The 19,928-nt window shown below is 65.4% G+C and carries 20 protein-coding genes and 1 tRNA gene; 12 read left to right on the plus strand and 9 right to left on the minus strand.

Annotation, left to right across the window (positions count from 1 at the left end):
• Window positions 1-68: 68 nt before the first annotated feature.
• Together G452_RS0115120 and G452_RS19835 are read right to left on the minus strand one after the other, a co-directional pair.
• Complete coding sequence (locus G452_RS0115120) at window positions 69-1,343, minus strand: Y-family DNA polymerase (protein ID WP_022663102.1); 1,275 nt, start codon at window positions 1,341-1,343, stop codon at window positions 69-71.
• Window positions 1,343-1,828 (minus strand): LexA family protein, encoded by a 486-nt coding sequence (locus G452_RS19835; RefSeq protein ID WP_081650643.1) that lies wholly within the window; start codon window positions 1,826-1,828, stop codon window positions 1,343-1,345. Before G452_RS19835 ends, G452_RS0115120 begins: the two co-directional genes overlap by 1 nt.
• Window positions 1,829-2,626: 798 nt before the next feature.
• Here G452_RS19835 and G452_RS19840 point away from each other — a divergent pair.
• Window positions 2,627-4,459, plus strand: coding sequence for a right-handed parallel beta-helix repeat-containing protein (locus G452_RS19840; protein WP_022663104.1), 1,833 nt, complete (start codon window positions 2,627-2,629; stop codon window positions 4,457-4,459).
• On the opposite strand, the gene G452_RS19845 is transcribed toward G452_RS19840, so the two are convergent.
• Both G452_RS19845 and G452_RS0115145 read right to left on the minus strand, forming a co-directional pair.
• Window positions 4,456-5,412: a hypothetical protein gene (locus tag G452_RS19845; protein ID WP_022663105.1), complete on the minus strand. Its 957-nt coding sequence runs from the start codon at window positions 5,410-5,412 to the stop codon at window positions 4,456-4,458. The genes G452_RS19840 and G452_RS19845 overlap by 4 nt on opposite strands.
• 16 nt (window positions 5,413-5,428) lie before the next feature.
• Complete coding sequence (locus G452_RS0115145) at window positions 5,429-6,889, minus strand: MBOAT family O-acyltransferase (protein WP_022663106.1); 1,461 nt, start codon at window positions 6,887-6,889, stop codon at window positions 5,429-5,431.
• A 435-nt stretch (window positions 6,890-7,324) separates the two neighbouring features.
• On the opposite strand from G452_RS0115145, the gene G452_RS0115150 reads away from it, so the two are divergent.
• Window positions 7,325-7,813, plus strand: coding sequence for a hypothetical protein (locus G452_RS0115150; RefSeq protein ID WP_235619627.1), 489 nt, complete (start codon window positions 7,325-7,327; stop codon window positions 7,811-7,813).
• Entirely contained in the window at window positions 7,806-8,498 is a 693-nt protein-coding gene (locus G452_RS0115155) for a hypothetical protein (protein ID WP_022663108.1), read from the plus strand. The genes G452_RS0115150 and G452_RS0115155 overlap by 8 nt, the downstream gene beginning before the upstream one ends.
• 292 nt (window positions 8,499-8,790) lie before the next feature.
• On the opposite strand, the gene G452_RS0115160 is transcribed toward G452_RS0115155, so the two are convergent.
• The 5 genes from G452_RS0115160 to serB all read right to left on the minus strand — a co-directional run bounded on the left by G452_RS0115160 (window position 8,791) and on the right by serB (window position 13,282).
• Window positions 8,791-8,866: transfer RNA gene (locus G452_RS0115160), tRNA-Phe, on the minus strand.
• Between the two features lie 76 nt (window positions 8,867-8,942).
• A complete protein-coding gene (locus G452_RS0115165; RefSeq protein ID WP_022663109.1) occupies window positions 8,943-10,739 on the minus strand; it encodes an aldehyde ferredoxin oxidoreductase N-terminal domain-containing protein in 1,797 nt (598 codons plus the stop codon).
• Entirely contained in the window at window positions 10,736-11,173 is a 438-nt protein-coding gene (locus G452_RS0115170) for a 4Fe-4S dicluster domain-containing protein (protein ID WP_022663110.1), read from the minus strand. Before G452_RS0115170 ends, G452_RS0115165 begins: the two co-directional genes overlap by 4 nt.
• Window positions 11,174-11,330: 157 nt before the next feature.
• The gene (locus G452_RS0115175) at window positions 11,331-11,768 is read right to left on the minus strand and encodes a glycine zipper domain-containing protein (RefSeq protein ID WP_022663111.1); all 438 of its coding nucleotides are present in this window, start codon (window positions 11,766-11,768) and stop codon (window positions 11,331-11,333) included.
• A gap of 296 nt (window positions 11,769-12,064) precedes the next feature.
• The gene (gene serB, locus G452_RS0115180) at window positions 12,065-13,282 is read right to left on the minus strand and encodes a phosphoserine phosphatase SerB (RefSeq protein ID WP_022663112.1); all 1,218 of its coding nucleotides are present in this window, start codon (window positions 13,280-13,282) and stop codon (window positions 12,065-12,067) included.
• Between the two features lie 443 nt (window positions 13,283-13,725).
• Between serB and G452_RS0115185 the strand changes: the two genes are divergently transcribed.
• The 9 genes from G452_RS0115185 to sppA all read left to right on the plus strand — a co-directional run bounded on the left by G452_RS0115185 (window position 13,726) and on the right by sppA (window position 19,894).
• Entirely contained in the window at window positions 13,726-14,007 is a 282-nt protein-coding gene (locus G452_RS0115185; protein ID WP_022663113.1) for an AtpZ/AtpI family protein, read from the plus strand.
• A complete protein-coding gene (locus G452_RS0115190; protein WP_235619628.1) occupies window positions 13,997-14,410 on the plus strand; it encodes an ATP synthase subunit I in 414 nt (137 codons plus the stop codon). The genes G452_RS0115185 and G452_RS0115190 overlap by 11 nt, the downstream gene beginning before the upstream one ends.
• 5 nt (window positions 14,411-14,415) lie before the next feature.
• Window positions 14,416-15,147, plus strand: a complete 732-nt coding sequence (gene atpB / locus G452_RS0115195; RefSeq protein WP_027189312.1) for a F0F1 ATP synthase subunit A — start codon at window positions 14,416-14,418, stop codon at window positions 15,145-15,147.
• A 70-nt stretch (window positions 15,148-15,217) separates the two neighbouring features.
• Window positions 15,218-15,532 (plus strand): ATP synthase F0 subunit C, encoded by a 315-nt coding sequence (gene atpE, locus G452_RS0115200; RefSeq protein ID WP_022663116.1) that lies wholly within the window; start codon window positions 15,218-15,220, stop codon window positions 15,530-15,532.
• Between the two features lie 90 nt (window positions 15,533-15,622).
• Entirely contained in the window at window positions 15,623-16,276 is a 654-nt protein-coding gene (locus G452_RS0115205; protein WP_081650644.1) for a redox-sensing transcriptional repressor Rex, read from the plus strand.
• A 143-nt stretch (window positions 16,277-16,419) separates the two neighbouring features.
• A complete protein-coding gene (locus tag G452_RS0115210) occupies window positions 16,420-17,301 on the plus strand; it encodes a YitT family protein (protein WP_022663118.1) in 882 nt (293 codons plus the stop codon).
• A 1-nt stretch (window position 17,302) separates the two neighbouring features.
• Window positions 17,303-18,118: an SAM hydrolase/SAM-dependent halogenase family protein gene (locus tag G452_RS0115215; protein WP_022663119.1), complete on the plus strand. Its 816-nt coding sequence runs from the start codon at window positions 17,303-17,305 to the stop codon at window positions 18,116-18,118.
• Between the two features lie 18 nt (window positions 18,119-18,136).
• Window positions 18,137-18,877 (plus strand): adenosylcobinamide-GDP ribazoletransferase, encoded by a 741-nt coding sequence (locus G452_RS0115220; RefSeq protein ID WP_022663120.1) that lies wholly within the window; start codon window positions 18,137-18,139, stop codon window positions 18,875-18,877.
• 15 nt (window positions 18,878-18,892) lie between these two features.
• The gene (sppA, locus tag G452_RS0115225; RefSeq protein WP_022663121.1) at window positions 18,893-19,894 is read left to right on the plus strand and encodes a signal peptide peptidase SppA; all 1,002 of its coding nucleotides are present in this window, start codon (window positions 18,893-18,895) and stop codon (window positions 19,892-19,894) included.
• The last annotated feature ends 34 nt before the right edge of the window (window positions 19,895-19,928 follow it).

The following is a 19,928-nucleotide window of genomic DNA, read 5'->3' on the forward strand; positions in this document are numbered from 1 at the left end:
CTAACACAAGAATCCGGCTGGGGAAAATCACGGAGGGGAAAGCATTGTCCGGGACTTCCGGCCGCGCCTCAGCGCACCAGAGGCAGCTCCTGCCAGTGCGTGGTGTATCGCCGGGAGAGCTTTTCCTGGCGCATGTGCCATTCCCGGCTCCCGACCCCGGAGGCGGCCAGGCGCAGCGCGTCGCGGCTGTAGCGGGAATTGACCGCGTCCACCGCGCGCATCAATGCCCGCCGCCGCTCCAGCTCTCCGGCGTCCGGCTCCAGCAGGGAGCACTGGCGTCCCTTTTCCGGCACGAGGTCGAGCAGGAGCACTCCGGCCTTCTGGTACTTGTAGCCCTTGCGGTAAAGCTTGCGCAGGATCTTCAGGGCCGTGGCCAGGAGCAGCGGCGTGTAGGCCGTGGGCGTTTCCAGGGGCAGGCAGGAGGCGGCCTCGTATTGCGGGTCCGAGGCGAAGCGGTTGGTCTCCACGAAGACCTGCACGGCGCGGGCCAGCAGACCGCGCCGCCGGAGCTTTTCTCCGGCGCTCTGCACGTAGGCGGCGAGGGCCTCCTCCAGGCTTTCCAGCCGGGAAATGCGCACCCCGAAGGAACGCGAGCAGGTGATGCTCCTGGCCGGGGGCGGGCCTTGCTCCAGGGGAATGCAGGGGATGCCGCGCAGTTCCAGCACGGTATGCAGCCCGCAGACCGTGAGCAGGCGGCGGGCCCGGCCCTCGTCCATGCCCTTGAGGTCCAGGGCGGTGCGCACGCCCAGGGCCGCGAGCTTGCGCGCGGAGCGGCGGCCGACGCCCCAGACGTCCACGGCCTCCACCCCGGCCAGGACCGCGTCCACGTCGGCCTCGTCATGCAGCAGCCGCACGCCTTCACACTCCGGCGACTTCTTGGCCACCCGGTTGGCCGCCTTGGCCAGGGTCTTGGTCCGGGCCAGCCCCACGCAGACAGGAATCCCGGTCCAGCGCCGCACGGTTTCGCGGATCGACCGGGACAACTCCAGCAGCCGGGCGAAATCGCCCTGCACGCGCAAAAAGGATTCGTCGATGGAATAGTGCTCGATTTCCGGGGAAAATCGGTTCAGGACGCGGTGCACCCGCGCGGACATGTCGCCGTAGAGCGCGTAGTTGGACGAGAAAACGCGAACGCCGTTGGCCCGGAAGAAGCGCTCGCGCTTGAAGGCCGGCTCGCCCATGCCGATGCCCAGGGCCTTGGCCTCGTTGGACCGGGCGACCACGCAGCCGTCGTTGTTGGAGAGGACCACCACGGGCCGCCCCTCCAGCGCGGGCTCGAAGACCCGCTCGCAGGAGACGTAGAAATTGTTGCAGTCCACCATGGCGTACAGGCGCGGGCACATCAGTATCTCCGGACCACGCCCGTGACCACGCCCCAGACGTGCAGCTCCTGGGCGGAACCGACCACGATGGGTTCGAAGGCCGGGTTTTCCGGCGCCAGCACCCAGCTGCCTTCGCGGAAGCGGAGCCGCTTCACGGTCAGCTCGCCGTCGAGCACGGCCACCACGATGCGGCCCGGCGCGGGGTCGCGCGAGCGGTCCACCACGAGCACGTCCCCGTCGTGAATGCCCGCGCCGAGCATGGACTCCCCGCTGACGCGGACCATGAAGGTGGCCGCGGGATTGCCCACGAGGTATTCGTTGAGGTCCAGGGCGCTTTCCACGTAGTCGTCCGCAGGCGAGGGAAACCCCGCGGCCACGGATGCGCCGTAGAGGGGCGCGCCGCCGGGTGCGGGCGCGGCTTTGGCCCTGCCCAGCAGCTCCACCCCGCCCCTGCCTGCCCGCGCATCGCGCGCCCTGTCCGTCCACTTCCAATCGCCCGCGCCCATCTCTCGCACCTCGTCTTGTCCCGGCCGGAACAGCCCGACCAGAAGGCGAGTCTACCAAAAACAAACAAATGTGCAACAACAGTTGACAAATGCCGGTCTATATTCGGAAATCATTCGAAAATCGACGAGGGCCGGGGGCGGGCAAAGACGGGGGCGGGCAAAGACGGCAGCGGGCCGCCTCGCGGATGCGGAGCGAAACCGCCGCCGCTCCGCGCAGGCCCGTGTCGGCAGGCGCGGACATGCCCGCAAATCATTCTTTCTAATTGCCTTCGCCGAAAGGGTCACCTAGGCGTTGGCGTGTGCACACCTTCCATCATGCGAGTGCGAACGAATGCAACGCGCTCGTGAAGGTTCCGCCCCCGGCCTCCCGCTTCTGCCGCGAGGGGAAAGGGGGCGGAGCCGATAGAATGCGTTTCGGGACTGTGGTTGAGCGGCTTTCGCAACACCTGACCCAGGAGAACTTCCGTGGAATACGTATTGCCCGTTGGTTTGCTGGTCGTGATCGTGATTCTGGCCGTGCGCTTTTTCGTGAAGCAAAACAAACAGTAGAACCGGACCCACGACGGGGCGCGTCTGCCGCGCGCCCCGCCCAGGACGGACCTCGTTCGCCCCGCCCGCTCCCGGAAGCGCGAAACGCCCCGCGGACCGCCGCTCCCGGCAATCCCCCCTGTTCATCACCCCCTATTCATCACCCCCTGGACATCCGCTGCGAACTCTGATTTCCTGCTTTCCTGCGGCACTTGACGGCTCATCTCCCTGCTTCGCACGGAACACACGCGAGGACGCGGCGGACCTTCCATGAAACACCACCCCCAGCGGCGCACGCCCGCGCGCCTTGCCCCGGCCACGGCAAAGCTCATGGCGGCTGTCCTGCCGGTTCTTCTGACGGCTGTGCTGTGCGGCTGCCTGGGAAGCGCTTCCGACTCCCGGCCCTCCGATTCACGAACGTCCCCGACCTGGACGCCCAAGGTCTGGACGGAATATCTGCTCCACGGCCCCACGGGCCAGGGCCTGCCGGACTTCTCCCAGGCGGGCTACGCCCAGGGCGACGCGCCGCTGCCCCAGCCCGCCGGGCCGATCTTCGATGCGGACGCGGCTCCGTTTCGCGCCGTGCCGGACGACGGCCAGGACGACACCGCTGCGATCCAGGCGGCAGCGGACGCGGCCGGAGCCGCAGGAGGCGGGGTGGTGCTTCTGCCGCGCGGCCGACTGCTGGTCCACTCCGCCCAGGACGGTCCCATCCTCCGCCTCTCGCGGAACAACGTGGTCCTGCGGGGTCGGGGTTCCGGCGCGGACGGCACCATCCTCCGCCTGGGCGCGCCCGGCCCGGCCGGCAAGGTGCGGCGGCTCGGCAGCGTGCCCGGCCAGGAGGAGGCCCGGCGCTTCGCCGCGGTTTCCGTGCTGGGCGACGAGTCCGGCCGCGAGCTGGCGCGCGTCACGCGGGACGCGGAGCGCGGAGCGCGGGAGCTTTCGGTTTCGGACGCCTCGGCCCTGAGGCCGGGCATGTTCGTGGTCGTCGAATGCGACGACGGTTCCGAAGAGGCCGCCGGAAACCTTGCCCCGCCCGCGCCGGACGCCCCGGACCTTCCGGCGCGGCTGACCCGCCCCTTCCGGCTGCTGCCGGAGCAGAGCGACACCTTCGGCCCCCTGGCCCGCCGCCTTTCCTGGATCGCCCTGGTGGAGGCCGTGCCGGACGCGCGCACCGTGCGCCTGCGACAGCCCCTGCGCTTCGACCTGCTCCTGCGCTACGCGCCGCGCATATCCAGCTTCGAGGGAGTCCGCGAGGTGGGCGTCGAACACTTGCGCATCGAAAGCGCCTGGCCCGGCGGCTATCGCCACCACAAGCCCTACGAGGAAAACGGCGTCGCGGTGCGCAGCGCCAGGGAGCAGGACTACCTCTGGAACGGCGTCTGGATCAGCGGCGCGGCGAACTGCTGGGTCCGCGACGTGGTCTTCCGCGACCTGACGCAGGGCGTCATCCTCAGCCGCGCGGCCCACGTCAGCGTCGAGGACGTCCGCTTCGAGGGACACGACGGCCACGCGGGCGTGACCTTCGGCTGGAGCAACGACAATCTTCTTGCGCGGGCCGTGTTCCAGGGCCGCTTGGTCCACCCCGTGACCGTGACCATGACCGCCTCGGGCAACGTGGTCACGGACTGCGAAACGCGCTACCAGGGCACGGACCCGGTCAGCGGAACCAGTCCGGCCATCGACCTGCACGGCTATTTCCCCTACGAGAATCTCTTCGAGAACCTGCGCGGATTCAACGTGGTTCCGGGCGGCGACCTGAGCGTCATGCCCCACGGCGGGGTGCGCAACGTCTTCTGGAACGTGACCGCTCCGACGGAGCTGGGCGGATATCCGGACTGGGGCGGGGACAGCTTCGTGCAGACCTGGGCCTACGCGAGCACCTCGTCCGGCACGCCCGCGACCATGCACGAACACCTGCCCCAGGCGTTTTACGTCGGGGTGCGGCGGGAAGGCGGCGAACTCAGCCTGGGCGGCTCCCGCGCGGACCGCCGCGACCAATGGATGACCGTGGAAGGGCTGAACCGCGCCGGGCTGGCCCTGCCCTCGCTCTTCCAGGCCCAGCGGGCGCTGCGCAGCGGCGCGCCCCGGCCCGCGCCCTAGTCCAGGGCCGGAACCCCGCCCCGCACCAGGGGCCGCAGAACCGCCCCGGCGAACCGCTCGATGCCCGCGCGGTTGAAGTGCATGTGGTCGTAGAACCAGCGGCGGTCGTGCATGGCCGAGATGAAATTGTAGTAGCGCACGTCCGGCTCGCGGGCCGCGACCCCGGCCAGAAGCGCGTCCACCTGCGCCGCGCCCGGAAAGTCCGGCATGAGGATGGGCAGCATCACCCAGGTCACGTCGCAGCCGTGACTGCGGGCCAGCGCATTGATGCGCTCCACGTATTTCGCGTATTTCTTGAAGTTTTCCAGGTCGTATTTTTCCAGGTAGTGCTGCCGGGCCTTTTCCATCTTTTCCAGGTCGATGCGCGGCAGGGTGCCCGCGGTAAGGCCGGGAGCGGCGTAGCGCGAGATCTCCCGCCAGTCCGACACCGCGATCATTTGCAGATACGAGGAGATGCGGTTCATGGGGTAGCCGTCCGCCAGAAGCTTGGCCAGGATGTCCAGCTCGAAGGGCTCGTCGCGCAGGAAAAAGTCGTTTTCCTCGTTGTTCACCGCCGAGAAGAACACCCAGGGATCCACGAGATAGATCACATGGCGGGCGGTGTTGCCGCGCCGGAAGAAATGCGCGAGGTGCAGCTCCGCAGGCATGAGCCCGCCCCCGCCGCCCTTGGACAGGTTGGCGATGCGCCCGCCTGCGGCGCGCTCCAGCAGCTCGTGGTTGCCGTCGCGCGAGAGCACCCGGCCCCTGGACGTTCCCAGCAGCACCGCGTCGTATCGGCCGCCGCCGCCCTGGACCAGAAGGTTGGATTCGCTCTCGGCGTAGCTCAGCCTGATGTCGCGCTGCCGTCCGGAAAAGAACAGGAGCAGCGCGGCCAGCAGGAGCAGATTGAGCCCGGCGAACACGAGGCCCTTGAGCACGAGACGCGCAGCGGGATGGTTCGGCAGGATGCGCATGGTTTCGTTGTCCCGCTCAGAATTGGAAGTAGATGAATTCCTGGCGCACGCCGAAGACCGTGCACAGCGCCACGGCCCAGGCTCCGGCGCTGTAGGCCAGCCAGCGCAGCGTCAGCGGCCAGCGGGCCACGCGCTCGCGCACCGCGCCGGGACGGCCCGCCAGCTCCACGCCCACGAGCAGCAGCACCAGCGCGCCGTGGAAGAGCAAAGTCCAGCCGCCCAGAATCGCGGGGCCGTCGCCCAGAAGCGGGCCGCCCGCCCGGGGGGCCATGCTGCGGAGCACGGTCAGGGCCTGGGCCAGGGAGTCGGCCCGGAAAAAGACCCAGGCCAGGCAGACCAGGGTCATGGTCAGGCCCACCTGCACCGCGTTGTTCAGCCCGGCCCGCAAAGGGAAGAGCCGGTCCGCAAGCCGCTTCTGGAAGCCGCCCGTGGCGTTCTCCAGCACGAGGACGGCTCCATGCAGCCCGCCCCAGACCACGAAGGTCCAGTCCGCCCCGTGCCAGAGGCCGGAGAGCAGGAAGGTCAGCAGGATGTTCAGATGCCGCCGCCAGGCGGCCACGCGGCTGCCGCCGAGCGGGATGTAGACGTAATCCCGAAACCAGGTGGACAGGGAGATGTGCCAGCGCTGCCAGAACTCCCGCACGGAGCGGGCGAAATAGGGCCGGTCGAAGTTCTCGGTCAGCCGAAAGCCCATGAACCGCGCCGCGCCCAGGGCCACGTCCGTGTAGCCCGAAAAATCGCAATAGATCTGAACGGTGTAGAACACCGCCGCCAGCACCACGGGCAGCCCGCGCAGCTCCCCCGCATGGTTGAAGACGTGGTTCACGTGCAGGGCCAGATTGTCGGCGATGACCACCTTCTTGAACAGGCCCCAGAGCATCTGCCGCAGCCCGTCCACGGCGAGCGCCGCGTCGAAGCGCCGGGTGCGGAACGCCTCCGGCCGGAACTGGGGCAGCAGCAGCTTGGCCCGGTTGATCGGCCCGGCCAGAAGCTGGGGCCAGAAGGCCACGAAGAGCGCGAAGATTCCGGGATGGCGCTCCGCCTCGATCCGCTCCTCGTACACGTCGATGACGTAGCCGAGCACCTGGAAGGTGTAGAAGCTGATGCCCACGGGCAGGAGCATGTCCAGCAGGGGCGGGTCCACGGCAAGACCCCAGACAGCCAGGGCGTCGGCCAGGGAACGGCTGAAGAAGTTGAAATACTTGAAGACGAAAAGCAGACCCAGGTTGAAGACGAGGCAGAGCAGGAGATACTTGCCGCGTCCGGGCTTGCCCGGCAGCGCGGCCATGCGCAGGGCCGCGACATAGTTGACCAGGGTGGAGGCCAGAAGCAGGAGCCCGAACACGGGCCGCCAGGACATGTAGAAATAGTAGCTGGCCACCAGGAGCGGAACCCAGGCGTAGCGCCTGGGAACCACGAAGTGCAGCCAGGCGGTGAGCAGAAAAAACGCCGCGAAGCCGAGCGAGTTGAAGAGCATGGATTTCCGACGCGCTCCATGGAAACGGGTTGCCGGGCCGGGAAGCCGCCACCGCCGAGAAGCCTGCCCCGCGCCGCGCCAAAGGCCGGAAACGCAGGGCAGCCGAAGCTAGCACCACGCCCCTTTCGCGGCAAGCGGGAACAGGGTGGGGGGAGGGCGCACGAAAAAGCCCTCACGAAGTTACCTTCGTAAGGGCTTGTTTTATCAGTGGTGCCGAGGGACAGAATAGGTGGTGAGCTTCACGTAACTCACCGAGATTACACGCTTGAACGTGTGTGCTTCCGGTGGCTTCCTCGAAGATTGTACAACCTCAGTGTACAAGTTTGACCAACCTCTGGGCAAGCCCGGCGCGGCTTTGGCTAGGAAGGTCTTGCCATGTTCTAGAATCTAGAATATGGAATGAGCATGAATCTACTCCCTCAAGACGTACTCGTCATGATCAAGCTGGCGTTGCCGGGATCGGAGTCGTGGACCTACGAAGGCGTGGCCCACGATCTCGGCATGAGCTCCTCCATGGCTCATAGCGCGGTGAAGCGTTCCACGCAGGCCCGCCTCTTTGATTCGGTGCGAAAACGTCCTCGACGCGGTGCCCTTGAGGAGTTTCTGGTGCATGGCGTCAAGTACGCCTTTCCCCCGGACATCGGTTCCGTCACCAGAGGCGTTCCCACCGCGCAGGGTGCCCCGGTATTGCAGGGCCAGTTCGTGCAGTCTGGTGATGACCTGTACGTATGGCCTCATGCGGAAGGGGAAGTGCGCGGCATGAGTCTTTCGCCGCTGTTCAAGTCGGTTTCCAAGATCGTGCAGGCAGATAATGGCCTCTACCGGGCCTTGGCTCTGCTCGACGCAATCCGCATCGGCAGGGCGCGCGAGCAAAAGCTTGCCGGGGAAATGCTGACCGCGATGCTGCGGGGCGACAATGGCTAGAGCCCGCTACCAGTGCGTTGATCGGATCGTGGAGACCGCACGACTTCTCGGCGACCTTGCCGAGCAATTCGTCTTCGTGGGCGGTGCGGCAACGGGTCTGCTTATCACGGACCCGGCCATCCCCAACCTGCGTCCGACACTGGATGTGGATGTGATCGTGGAAGTCGCTACCCGGTTCGAGTACTACCGCCTTGAAGACGCCCTGCGGGAGCGGGGTTTCCAGAACGACATGGACGTGGTGTGCCGCTGGCATCATGGTCCCATCGTGCTGGATGTCATGCCCACGGACCCGGCCATACTCGGCTTCGCCAATCGTTGGTACGGGGATGCCGCGCGCCATGCGCTGGCGATGGAACTGGACGGCATCCCGCTTCGTGTGGTCAGCTCGCCGTATTTCCTCGCCACCAAGCTGGAAGCATTCCGTGGGCGCGGTGAGGGCGATTTCATGGCAAGCCACGACATGGAGGATCTCATCGCCCTGATCGACGGCAGACTGGAGATTGTCGCTGACGTGGAAGCCGCCGACAACGAGGTCCGCGACTATCTCGCACAAAGCATGGGCCACCTCTTGGCGAACGACGATTTCCTCGACGCGCTTCCGGGCCATCTCCCGGGCGATGCCGCAAGCCAGCAGCGGATGCCCATCATTGAGGAGCGGATGCGGGAAATCGCGAAGATGAGGTAAGCATTCTGTCGCGGCTTTTGAGTATTCAGAGGGCTGGCGATAAAAGGTTTTTCTTATAATGGCCTTCCCAGATTTTGGCGCGACACCCTGCCATTGTCCATGCTGGACCTCGCGACATGGGGGGGTGACCGTAGCTTCTGGGCATCTGTGTCCCGGCTCCTTTCGGCACCAAGATTGTACCAGTTCGGACAGGGAAACGATGGGTTCCTTGAAAGGTGTGTAATTCTGTGAAGTGGTTGGAATCACACAAAGAAAAAGGCTCCACGTGTTCACGTGAAGCCATTTTTTCTGATGGTGCCGAGGGACAGAATTGAACTGCCGACACGGGGATTTTCAGTCCCCTGCTCTACCAACTGAGCTACCTCGGCGCCGCGTTGGGAAATGGTTTCTACCGAACCGCTCCGCGCTTTGCAAGGAATTTTTTCGGGAAAAATTGCCCAGGGCTCAACTTTCCTTGCCTCCGGGCAGGCGGGCGCTCCCCTTGGCGGCCATGTCCCGGATGCGCTCCGCATAGGAGGCGCGCAGACGATTCAGGTAATCCTCGTCCAGCGGCCCCTTCCAGGTCACGACCTCCTTGAACCGCTTCGGGATCGACACCGCCGCCGGGTCGTATCCTGTCGTGAAGCGCGTGGCCCAGCGCAGTTCCTGCACGGCGTGGCCCACCTCGTCCAGCTTTCCGGCGAGAGCGCTCTGCCCCACGCTTGAGAGGCATTCCGAAACCAGCTCATCCTTGTAGATGCCGCGCGCGAACAGGCACGAAACCATGCAGCAGAGCAGGGTCCGCTTGCGCTCGTCCTCCACGAGGAAATCCAGGGCCGCTTCCAGATCCTGGTCCTGGTGCTGCTGGTCCCAGGCGTAGCCGCCCGCGTCCAGGTGCGAGTGGCGAAAGCCCATGCTCTGGGAGGTGAAGAAGACCTCGCCCGTGGCATAGCCCGCCATTTCCTGGCCGAGCACGCAGGCGAAATCCCCGCCGCCGAATTTCGCCGCGGCCACGGGCACGCCCATGGCCAGCGCGGACCAGAATTCGTTGACCCGTCCGGCGAGCAGGTCCAGGGCCTCCTCGAAGTTCACGGCGTCGCCGAACTTCAGCGGCAGCAGGGTCTGCTCCTCGGTGACGACGCCCTTTTCCAGGGCCTCCGCCGCCCAGGCCAGGGCGACGCCCGCGCTCATGGCGTCCAGGCCCGTCTTCTCGACCCGGTCCATGATCATCAGGGACGGTGCGGCCTCGGTCACGCCGAGCATGGACCCCAGCGCGAAGATCAGCTCGTAGTCGTAGGATACCTGGCGATAGAAGAAGCGGTGGTCCTCCTGGAACTTCTCCCGCACGTAGCCGATGTGGATGCAGCCCACGGGGCAGCCGGCGCAGGCCATGTTCCTCAGGAGATTCTTCTCGGCGAAGCTCTCGCCGCTGATGCCCCCCACGTCCGGATCCGTGGTCTGCTGGAGGTTGCGCCAGGGCAGGCTCTTCAGCTCGTTGAGCGCGGCCACGTTTCCGGCGGTGCCCAGGTCGTGATACTTGCGCATCATGTCCGTGTCGGTCAGGCGGGTATGGACCTGCTGGAAAAGCTTCGCATACTCCTTGCCGCCGGGCGCGTCGTAGACGCCGTCGCCGAGCAGCACCACGGCCTTGAGATTCTTGCTCCCCATGACTCCGCCGCCGCCCATGCGGCCGAAATGGCGGTAGGTGTCCACGTTGATGCAGGCCATGGCCGAGCCGTTTTCCCCGGCCGGGCCGACGCGCAGGATGCTGCGATGGCCGGAGCCGGGGAACATCTTGCGCAGGGACTTGCCCGACTTGAACGCATCCCAGCCCGCCATCCAGCGCACGTCGCGCATCTCGACCCGCTGCGAGCCCACGCAGAGGCAGCTCAGGTGCGCGGCGCGGCCCCGGACCACCAGGGCGTCGTACCCGGCATAGGCCAGGCACAGGGCGGACCGACCGCCCGCGTGGCTCTCGGTGTATTGGTCATGATACGGCGACTTGAACGCCGCCACGGTCTTGCTCATCAGCGGAAAAAGGCCCGTGAGCGGCCCCACGGCCAGGATCAGGGGCTGGTCGGGATGGTCCCAGGGCTGGTCCGGCAGGCCGTAGCGCCCGAAGAGCAGCGCGGCCAGGCCGCTGCCGCCCGCCACGGCGTCGCGTCCGTCCATTTCCTCCACGCTGGAGCGGCCCGTGCCCAGGTCGGCCACGAGCACGCGGAAATGGTCGCGCACCAGGGAAACGTTCATGCTTGCGCTCATGCGGACGCCTCCTTGCCGGATTCCGGTTTCGCGGGGGCGTCGTCCGCCAGCTCCAGGCAGTCGTGCGGGCAGAAAGACACGCAACGGCCGCAGTGGATGCAGACGAAGGGCTCGCTCGAACGGTCCAGATGGATGGCGTCCACGGGGCAGGCCCGCGCGCATTCGCCGCAGCGGATGCAGAGCTTCTTCTTGACGATGACGCCGCCGCCCCGGCGCTGGGTCATGGCCCCTGTGGGGCAGGCCTGGGCGCAGTAGGCGGGATCGCAGGCCACGCAGACGCGGGCCTCGAATCCCGTGGAAAGACCGCCGGAGCTTTTGATGCGGATGCCCGCCGTGTCCCAGGAGATGCGTCCGTGCACGAGCCGGGCGCAGGCCAGGGAACAGGAATGGCAGCCGATGCACCGCTCCATGCGGGGTGTGATCAATGTTTTCATGCTGCGAGTATATGTCCCGGTTTGCGGAAGGAAAACCCTTTTATTGGCCCCTTTCCGGCTGGAAGAAGAATAATGGAGCGAGACGTGGGGCTTGCGGAATGAAAACAGGCCCCCGCACCTGCGCGCGGGGGCCTGTTTTCATTCGGGCCGCCGACCGCTACTGAACCAGGGTCCAGGAGCCGTCCGGGTTGCGGTAGGCCTTGGCGTGCACGGTTTCGTCCTTGCCGTCCACGACCGCCTTCAGCTCCACGTCGCGATAGACGCGGTTGTCCTCGTAGTAGGCGGGCTTGGGCGTGGCTTCGTAATAGGCCCCGGTGTCCGGGTTGCGCCAGGTGCTGGTGCTCCCGGAAGGCACGGTTTCCAGGGTGTTGCTCATGCGCTGGCTGTCGTACTTGTCCCATTCGTTGCCGATGACGTATCCGAGCAGCAGTCCCAGGCCCGCGCCGATGGCCGCGCCCTGGACCTTGTTTCCAGCCGTGAGCGCGCCGACCGTTGCGCCGAGCAGCGCGCCTGTGGACGCCCCCTGCTGGGCCTTGCTGGCGCAACCGGCCAGAAAAACGAGCATGGTGACGATCAATACCATCTTCTTCATCATGGCGATGCCTCCTTCATGCCCCGCTGCGGAGCTTTACTTCTCTATGAACTATATGAACGATGCGTTCCGAAAGCAAGCCCCGCCTTCGGAGAATCCGCTTTCGGTGTAGCAACGCGCGTGCCAGGAGTATCCGTCGCGGCGATAATTCTCCGGAAGCCGCAGCGGCGCGCCCTTCGGCGAAGCCTGAACGAATCAGACCGGTTCCTGCGCCGGGGCTTCCGAACGCGGGCTGCGCACCGGAGCGCAAATTTGCACTCCGGACATCGGCCCGGCGGTCGATGCGGAATTGCCGGGCCTCAGTCGCCGGGAAGCGATTCGCGGTCGCGGAAGCCTATAAGATAGAGGATGGAGTCGAGTCCCATGGTGGAGATGGCGTGGCCCGCGCCCTTCTTGACCTTGGGCTTGGCGTGGAAGGCGACGCCCAGGCCCGCGAGTCCGAGCATGGGCAGGTCGTTGGCCCCGTCGCCCACGGCGATGACCTGCTGGAGGCTGATGCCTTCCTTCTCGGCGATGGCCTTGAGCAGCTCGGCCTTGCGCGCGCCGTCCACAATGGCGCCGACCACGTTGCCCGTGAGCTTGCCGTCCCGGATTTCCAGTTCGTTGGCGTGGACGTAGTCGATGCCGAGGCGCTGGGCCAGGCGGTTGCCGAAGAAGGTGAACCCGCCGGAAAGAATGGCGATTTTGTAGCCGACGCGCTTGAGGTTGGAGATCAGCCGCTCCGCTCCCTCGGAAAGAGGCAGGTCCGCGGCCACGTCCTCGAGCACCTGGGCGTCGAGCCCCTTGAGCAGGGCCAGCCGCTTGCGCAGGCTCTGCTGGAAGTCCAGTTCGCCGCGCATGGCCGATTCCGTGATGGCGGCCACTTCCGCGCCCACGCCGGCGCGCGCGGCCAGCTCGTCGATGACCTCGGCCTGGATCAGGGTCGAGTCCATGTCGAAGGCCACGAGCCTGCGGTTGCGGCGGAAGACGTTGTCTTCCTGGAAGGCGATGTCCACGCCTATCTCGGCGGAAATATCCAAGAAGGACTGGCGCATGGCCGAGGTGTCGTCCGGGGTGCCGCGCACGGTGAACTCCACGCAGGCCTGACGCGGGGACTCGCCCGAAAGGGGCACGCGGCCCGAAAGCCGGTGGATGGTGTCGATGTTCAGCCCGTTGCCCACGAGCACCTTGGTCACGGCCTCCAGGTGCACGGCGGTGATGCGCCGGGCCAGGAGCGTGACGATGTGCCGCTGCTTGCCCTGCGCGCCGACCCATTGGTCGTAGCCTTCGGAGTCCAGAGGGTGCAGCCGCAGGGAAATGCCCAGCTCGTGGGCCTTGAAGAGCACGTCCTTGACGATGGGCGCGGAATCGGCCTCGGGGGGGATGCGGATGAGAATGCCGAGGGTCAGAAAATTGTGGATGACCACCTGGCCGATGTCGAGGATGTCCACGCCATAGGCGGCGAGCACTTCGCTGAGGCCCGCGGTGACGCCCGGCTTGTCTCCGCCGGTGACGTGGATGAGTATGATGTCCTTCATGCGTGCTCCTCCGGATCTGCTGGCTCTGCGGGGCGGCCCCGCGCCGGGTCGGAATGTGGCACACAACGGCCCGGCAGTAAAGCGGAGCGGGGCTTTGCGCGGCAACGCTCCGGCCCTGGCGCGCGGACGCGGCGCGTTCGGGGTTTCACAAGCGATCGGAAAGGCCGCAATCTCTGCTTGCCGCGAAAGCCGAGTTGGGGCAATGTGCCTGCCGGGCAATGCGCATTTTTCGGACTTTGGGCGTGGTTTTCCCGCCTGCTCCGGCGAGCGGCGCAGCGCAGCGGGGATGCTTTTTTTCCAGGGTTCCCGCGCTTTTTGCCCGCTTGCACATTGACTGCCGCGCCGAGGCTGTGCTATGCCGCAGGTCACTTGTGAAGGATTGCACGAGTTGCCTGTTTGGTGTATGAGGTGGCTTCAGTGCGACCCCGGAAACAAGGATCAAGATGTTCTTTTTCAAGGGTGACAGGCACCGCGAGCTGATCGACCAGCTCTCCACCGCCGGAACCATCGGCCTGAACCTGGTTTCGTCCACGTTCATCGGCCTGGCCATGGGCTGGTTTCTGGACAAGTGGCTTGGAACCAAGCCGTGGATGCTGCTGATCATGCTCCTCTTCGGAATCGTTGCGGGCTTTCGCAGCGTGATCCGCGAGGTGCAGCACATCCAGCGGTCCGACAAGAAACACGACGCGGGCGCGGAGCGCTCCGAGGATGAAGATGATTCGTAAACTGGAAGCCTTTCTCTACAAGCGCGGGTTCACGCACCCGCAGGTGCGCGCCATGGTGCGCAACCAGCTTGTGCTGGCCTTCCTGTCCATAACGGTCATCAACGGCCTGACGGCCTGCTCCGCATGGGCCCTGTCCTTTGCCGCGGGCTGCCTGCTCGTGACGCTCAATTTCTGGTGGATGGCCCGCACCGGGCAATCCGTCGTGTCTGCGCAGAAAGGCGCCGTCACGCTGATGCTGATACTTTTCTACGGAAGAATGGCTCTTACCGGACTGGCCCTGTTCGCGCTCATCGCGTGGCTCGATGCCTCTGTGTCCGGATTGTTGGTCGGCCTCTCCACGGTGGTGGTTAACGCTATTACTTGGGGGACCGCCAATTACATGCAAAAAGCGAAGGAGGCGTAAGGACTATGGCAGGTGGTTTGCCGCATCCCCTGGTAATTTTCAGGGAGCTGAACATCGCGCTCGGGGCGGACGCGGCTGCACATCCGGGCAGCCCGTTGGATCCGTCCATGTACCCGATCCCGACGCATGTGTGGTTTACGTGGTTGGCGATGGCTATTCTGCTCATCGCCGGGCTCTTGGTTCGCAGGAAACTGACCTTGGTTCCCGGCGGACTGCAAAACTTTTTTGAAATCATCATCGGCGGCATGGAAGATTTCGTCGTCGCCAACATCGGCGAGAAAGGACGTCAGTTCATGCCCATCCTGGCGACGATCTTCCTGTTCATCGCCACCATGAACTACCTCGGACTGATGCCCGGGTGCGACGCGCCCACGGCCAACATCAACACCAACGCGGCCATGGCGGTCTTCGTCTTCGCCTATTACAACTACATAGGCATCAAGACCTGGAAGGCCGGCTACATCAAGCACTTCCTCGGACCCGTCGGCTTCCTCGCGCCGCTGATGCTCGTCCTGGAAACCATTTCCCACCTCGCGCGCCCGCTGTCGCTCACTCTGCGACTCTTCGGCAACATCCGCGGTGAGGAAATCGTGCTGATCCTGCTGTTCATGCTGGCTCCGGTGGCCTCCACCGTGCCCATGTACTTCCTGTTCTTCCTGGCCAAGTCCATTCAGGCTCTGATCTTCTTCATGCTGACGATGATCTACCTGAAGGGCGCCGTCGAGCACGCCCACTGATCCGGGCCGGCTCGCTGATTTTGGGGAAATGGTCTTCGACCAAACAAATAACGATTTAGGAGAACGTACAATGAAGCTCGTCAAAGTTCTGTTCGCTACCATGGCTATGGTTCTGACCGCCTCCATGGCTTTCGCCGCCGACGCCGCTGTCGCCAGCTCCGTCGCTTACGCCACCGCTCTGGGCATGGGCATCGCCGCCGGCCTCTGCGGCATCGGTCAGGGCCTGGGCCTGAAGGCCGCCTGCGAAGGCACCGCCCGCAACCCCGAGGCTTCCGGCAAGATCACCGTTACCCTGATCCTGGGCCTGGCCTTCGTCGAGTCCCTGGCCATTTACGCCCTGGTCGTCAACCTGATCCTTCTGTTCGCCAACCCGCTGATCGGCTAATTGGCGTAGCAAGGTTTGATAAAAAGGGAGGCTCCGGCCTCCTTTTTTACAATAACTCTTGTTACGAATTTCACAATAAAAGCCGAGGAAATGGGGCGCAAACCATTGAAAAGCGAACACATTCCCAAGGCCACCATAGGCCGCCTCGCTGTCTACATCCAGGTTCTGGAGAGGCTCAAGGCCGAGGGCACGGAAGTCATCTCCTCCGAGAACCTGGCTCAGGCCTGCTCGGTGAACTCCTCGCAGATCCGAAAAGACCTCGCCTACTTCGGCGAGTTCGGGGTGCGGGGCGTCGGCTATTACGTGCCGGAACTGATCACCTCCATCAAGCAGTCCCTCGGAGTGGACCGCGTCTGGAACTGCTGCATCGTGGGCGTGGGCAACCTCGGCCGCGCGCTGCTGCGGCACGGCGAGTTCAAGAGCAAGGGCTTCAACATCAAGGTCGCCTTCGACTGCGACCCCTACAAGATCGGCGAGATCGTGGAGGGGCTCGAGGTCATCTGCACGCGCAAGACCAGAAATCTCGTGGACGAGCAGAAGCTCGAGATCGGGATCATCACCACCCCGCCGGAGCGCGCGCAGCGCGCCGCCAACTACCTCGTGGAGGCGGGCATCAAGGGCATCATCAACTATGCGCCCTCGCGCATCGAAGTCCCGGACCATATTCCTCTCGAATATGTGGACTTCATTCACCATTTCTACGCGCTGGCCTTCCACATCAACCTCGGCAAGGCCGTGGAGTAAGCCCCAGGGGGCGCTCCCTTCGACGTCCCGCCGCCTCAGGGCGCGGGACGTCTTTTTTTCTTCCCGCCCGCCCTTGTCCATTGTTTTCCGGAGACGGCTTTTCAGGATTACCAAAAGACGCTACAACCTCCAGCGGAGGCGGTATGACCAAGACAGTTGATCCCGAATTCCCGCTGCGGGGACGCGGCTTTTCCATCCCCTACAATTTGCTGCTGATCACCATCGGATCGGCGCTGATCGCCTTCGGCATCAAGTCCATCGCCATTCCGCACGGATTTCTCACCGGCGGCATGGCCGGAGCGGGCCTGCTGGTCTACTACATCATCGGCGGGCTCCAGCCCGGCCAGTGGTTCTGGGCGCTGAACGTGCCCATCTTCATCCTGGCCTGGTGCATGGTCAGCCGGCGCTTCTTCTTCTACAGCCTCTACGGCATGATCGCGGTGGGCCTGTTCATGGACCTCATGCCGCAGCTCCTCGTCATCCAGGACACCTGGCTCGCGGTCTTCACCTGCGGCGCGTTCATCGGCCTGGGAGCGGGCGTGGCCCTGCGTTCCCTGGGCTCCACGGGCGGCACGGACATCCTCGCCGTCATCGCCAACAAGCGCTACAACGCCAACATCGGCAAATTCCGCTTTCTCGTGGACCTGACCATCTTCGGCGCGGGCTTCGGATTTCTCGATCTGGAGCGCATGCTCTACTCACTGGCCATGACCTTCGTGACCGGGACCGTCGTGGACTACAGCCTGAACGTGTTCAGCGAGCGCAAGATGGCCCTGGTCATCGCCGAACATTCCGAACCGATCATGCACGACGTGCTGGAAAAGCTGCACCGCGGCGCCACCTACCTCTACGGGCAGGGCGGCTACTCCGGACGGCGCAAAAAGGTCATCATGGTCATGGTCAACAACATTCAGCTCAAACGCCTGGAGGAAATCGTCTACACGCACGATCCCAAGGCGTTTTTGATCATCGGTTCGGGGTACAAGGTGCTCGGCAAGGGATTTTCGGCACGCAAGGAGTACTGAGATGAATGCGGACCCAAGGCCCATCGCGCTGCTCACGGACTTCGGCCTGGACGACCCCTACGTGGGCCAGGTCAAGGGAACCCTGGCCCGCCTCGCGCCCGAAAGCCGCATCCTCGACCTCAGCCACGGCGTCGCGCCGTTCCAGATCGGCCAGGCCGCCTTCTTCCTCGCGGCCAGCGCCGCGCACTTTCCGGACAACACCGTATTCATGTCCGTGGTCGATCCGGGCGTGGGCTCCAAGCGCCGCATCGTGGCCGCCCGCATCCGCAATCGGCTTTTCCTCGCCCCGGACAACGGACTGCTCGGCCTGCTGCTCTGCCCCCGCGCACTGTTGGGCCGCGAAGCAGACATCTTCTCCATGCGCGACATCCCCGACAACGCCTCCGCGACGTTTCACGGCCGCGACATCTTCGCGCCCCTGGCCGCCCGGCTGGCAAAAGGCGAGCCTCTCGAAAAACTCGGAATCCCCATCCGCAAGGACAGCCTGGTGCCCCACCCGGCCACGACGCCCCGGCCCTTGACCCCTGAAGACAGAGGCTCCAAGATAACCGCGCACGTGCTCCACGTGGACCGCTTCGACAACGTGATTCTCAATCTTCAGCCCGGCGAGCTTTTCGCCAAGCTGATCGGCTCCGGCCAGCACCAGGGCGTCCCGGCCTACCCGCGGGCGGTGCGCACCTATTCCGACCTGCGCGAAAGGGAGGTCGGCATGCTCGAAGGCAGCCAGGGCCTGCTGGAGCTGGCCGTGAACCAAGGCTCCGCCGCCAAGCTCATGGGCTGCCAGGTGGGCCATACCGTGACCCTGACCCTCGGCTGAAACACAACAAGGATGACCATGAACCCGATCAAGGAATTTTCCACGGCGCTCGGATTTCTGACCCGGCTCGCCCCGGCGCGCCTCGTGGACCACACCGCCATTTCCGGCTGCATGCGCTGGCTGCCCCTGGTGGGCCTCGTGCTCGGCCTCGTGCTGGTCGCTCCCTTCTGGTGGCTCGGACTCTTTGCGGGCCGCCCGCTGGTCCAGGCCTGGATCATCGTCTGCCTGAACCTCTACCTCACGCGCGGCCTGCACTTCGACGGACTTTCCGATGTGGCCGACGGCTGCGCCTCGCACACGGAAACCGAACATTTCTGGGCCATCGTCAAGGACAGCCACGTGGGCGCGTTCGGCGTTCTCGCCTTGGTACTGGCCGTTTCCGGCCAGATCGTGCTCTTTTCCGAACTGCTGGACGCGGGCCGATTCGGCGCGCTGGTCTGGTGCTTCGTCATGGGCCGCGCGGCCGCCGTTGTCCTCGGCTTCATCGTCCGCAGCCTGGCCCGGCCCGGACTCGGCCAGAAGTTCATGGAAGGCGCGAACTTTCCGGCCACGCTCTTCGCCTGCCTCTGCACCGTGGCCGCCGGAGTGCTGCTGACCAGCCCCCTGGGCGTGCTGCTCGCCGTGGCCCTGGTGGTGGTCGGGCTCGTGCCCCTCTACTACCTGATCTACACCGTGGAAGGCGTCAACGGCGATTTCCTCGGCGCCGCCATCGTCATCGCCGAACTCACCGCCGCCCTCGGCCTGCTGCTCGTCCTCTAACCCCCGGAAACCGCCATGCCCAGCATCCGATCCCGCTGCATCCTGCCGACGCTGCTCCTGGCCGCCCTCGCCGCGCTGGCAGCCTGCTCGCCGCGCATCACGCTCTTCCCGGACGGCAGCGAGCCGCTTGTGGAACAGGTTCTCCAGGGCAAAGGGGATGAGAAAGTTCTGCTCATCGACGCCAGCGGCGTGGTCTCGGACGAACCACGGCAAGGCATGCTCGGCTCGCGGCCCAGCATGGTCCAGGAAATCGCCAGCCGTCTGAAGCTGGCGGAAGAGGACGACTCCGTCCGCGCCGTGATCCTCAAGATCGATTCCCCCGGAGGCGGCGTCACGGCCAGCGACATCCTGCACCACGAACTGACCGAGTTCCGCAGACGCACGGACAAGCCCCTGGTCGCGCTGCTCATGGACGTGGCCGCTTCCGGCGGCTACTACATCGCCCTGCCCGCGGACCGCATCGTGGCCCACCCCACCAGCGTGACGGGTTCCGTGGGCGCGGTCTTCTTCATGCCCCGCGTGAACGGACTCATGGACCTTCTGGGCGTGCAGGTGGACGTGGCCAAGTCCGGGCGCAACAAGGACATGGGCTCCCCCTTCCGCGCGGCCACGGACGAGGAACGCGCACTCGCCCAGGCCCTCATCGACGAAATGGGCGGCAGGTTCCAAAGCCTCGTGCGCGAAGCGCGCCGCCTCGACGACCAGACCATGCGCACCGTGGCCACGGCCCGCGTGTTCACCGCGCCGCAGGCCCTGAAGCTCGGCCTGGTGGACCGCCTCGGCTATCTCCAGGACGCCCTGCAAGAGGCCGAAAAGCTCGCCAAGCTGCCCGAGAACGCAAAGCTCGTGGTCTACCGCAGCTCGCTCCAGGCCAACGACACGCCCTACAACGCCGCCGCCGGACTATCCCTGGACCGCCCGGCGCTCGTGGACGCGGGAATCTTCGACGCAGCCCTGCAACGTTCTTTCCCGAAGCAGGCGGGCGTCTATTACCTCTGGCTTCCAGGATACGATTGACGGCAGCGCCGGGCGATCACCGCCCGGCGGAAAC

The organism is Paucidesulfovibrio longus DSM 6739 (assembly GCF_000420485.1).
In the GTDB taxonomy this organism is placed as follows: domain Bacteria; phylum Desulfobacterota; class Desulfovibrionia; order Desulfovibrionales; family Desulfovibrionaceae; genus Paucidesulfovibrio; species Paucidesulfovibrio longus.

Excerpts from the sequence above, each read along its gene's own strand:
- G452_RS0115120 (WP_022663102.1), bottom strand. The coding sequence starts at position 1,343 with ATGTGCCCGCGCCTGTACGCCATGGTGGACTGCAACAATTTCTACGTC.
- G452_RS19835 (WP_081650643.1), bottom strand. The coding sequence starts at position 1,828 with ATGGGCGCGGGCGATTGGAAGTGGACGGACAGGGCGCGCGATGCGCGG.
- G452_RS19840 (WP_022663104.1), top strand. The coding sequence starts at position 2,627 with ATGAAACACCACCCCCAGCGGCGCACGCCCGCGCGCCTTGCCCCGGCC.
- G452_RS19845 (WP_022663105.1), bottom strand. The coding sequence starts at position 5,412 with ATGCGCATCCTGCCGAACCATCCCGCTGCGCGTCTCGTGCTCAAGGGC.
- G452_RS0115145 (WP_022663106.1), bottom strand. The coding sequence starts at position 6,889 with ATGCTCTTCAACTCGCTCGGCTTCGCGGCGTTTTTTCTGCTCACCGCC.
- G452_RS0115150 (WP_235619627.1), top strand. The coding sequence starts at position 7,325 with ATGATCAAGCTGGCGTTGCCGGGATCGGAGTCGTGGACCTACGAAGGC.
- G452_RS0115155 (WP_022663108.1), top strand. The coding sequence starts at position 7,806 with ATGGCTAGAGCCCGCTACCAGTGCGTTGATCGGATCGTGGAGACCGCA.
- G452_RS0115165 (WP_022663109.1), bottom strand. The coding sequence starts at position 10,739 with ATGAGCGCAAGCATGAACGTTTCCCTGGTGCGCGACCATTTCCGCGTG.
- G452_RS0115170 (WP_022663110.1), bottom strand. The coding sequence starts at position 11,173 with ATGAAAACATTGATCACACCCCGCATGGAGCGGTGCATCGGCTGCCAT.
- G452_RS0115175 (WP_022663111.1), bottom strand. The coding sequence starts at position 11,768 with ATGATGAAGAAGATGGTATTGATCGTCACCATGCTCGTTTTTCTGGCC.
- serB (WP_022663112.1), bottom strand. The coding sequence starts at position 13,282 with ATGAAGGACATCATACTCATCCACGTCACCGGCGGAGACAAGCCGGGC.
- G452_RS0115185 (WP_022663113.1), top strand. The coding sequence starts at position 13,726 with ATGTTCTTTTTCAAGGGTGACAGGCACCGCGAGCTGATCGACCAGCTC.
- G452_RS0115190 (WP_235619628.1), top strand. The coding sequence starts at position 13,997 with ATGATTCGTAAACTGGAAGCCTTTCTCTACAAGCGCGGGTTCACGCAC.
- atpB (WP_027189312.1), top strand. The coding sequence starts at position 14,416 with ATGGCAGGTGGTTTGCCGCATCCCCTGGTAATTTTCAGGGAGCTGAAC.
- atpE (WP_022663116.1), top strand. The coding sequence starts at position 15,218 with ATGAAGCTCGTCAAAGTTCTGTTCGCTACCATGGCTATGGTTCTGACC.
- G452_RS0115205 (WP_081650644.1), top strand. The coding sequence starts at position 15,623 with ATGGGGCGCAAACCATTGAAAAGCGAACACATTCCCAAGGCCACCATA.
- G452_RS0115210 (WP_022663118.1), top strand. The coding sequence starts at position 16,420 with ATGACCAAGACAGTTGATCCCGAATTCCCGCTGCGGGGACGCGGCTTT.
- G452_RS0115215 (WP_022663119.1), top strand. The coding sequence starts at position 17,303 with ATGAATGCGGACCCAAGGCCCATCGCGCTGCTCACGGACTTCGGCCTG.
- G452_RS0115220 (WP_022663120.1), top strand. The coding sequence starts at position 18,137 with ATGAACCCGATCAAGGAATTTTCCACGGCGCTCGGATTTCTGACCCGG.
- sppA (WP_022663121.1), top strand. The coding sequence starts at position 18,893 with ATGCCCAGCATCCGATCCCGCTGCATCCTGCCGACGCTGCTCCTGGCC.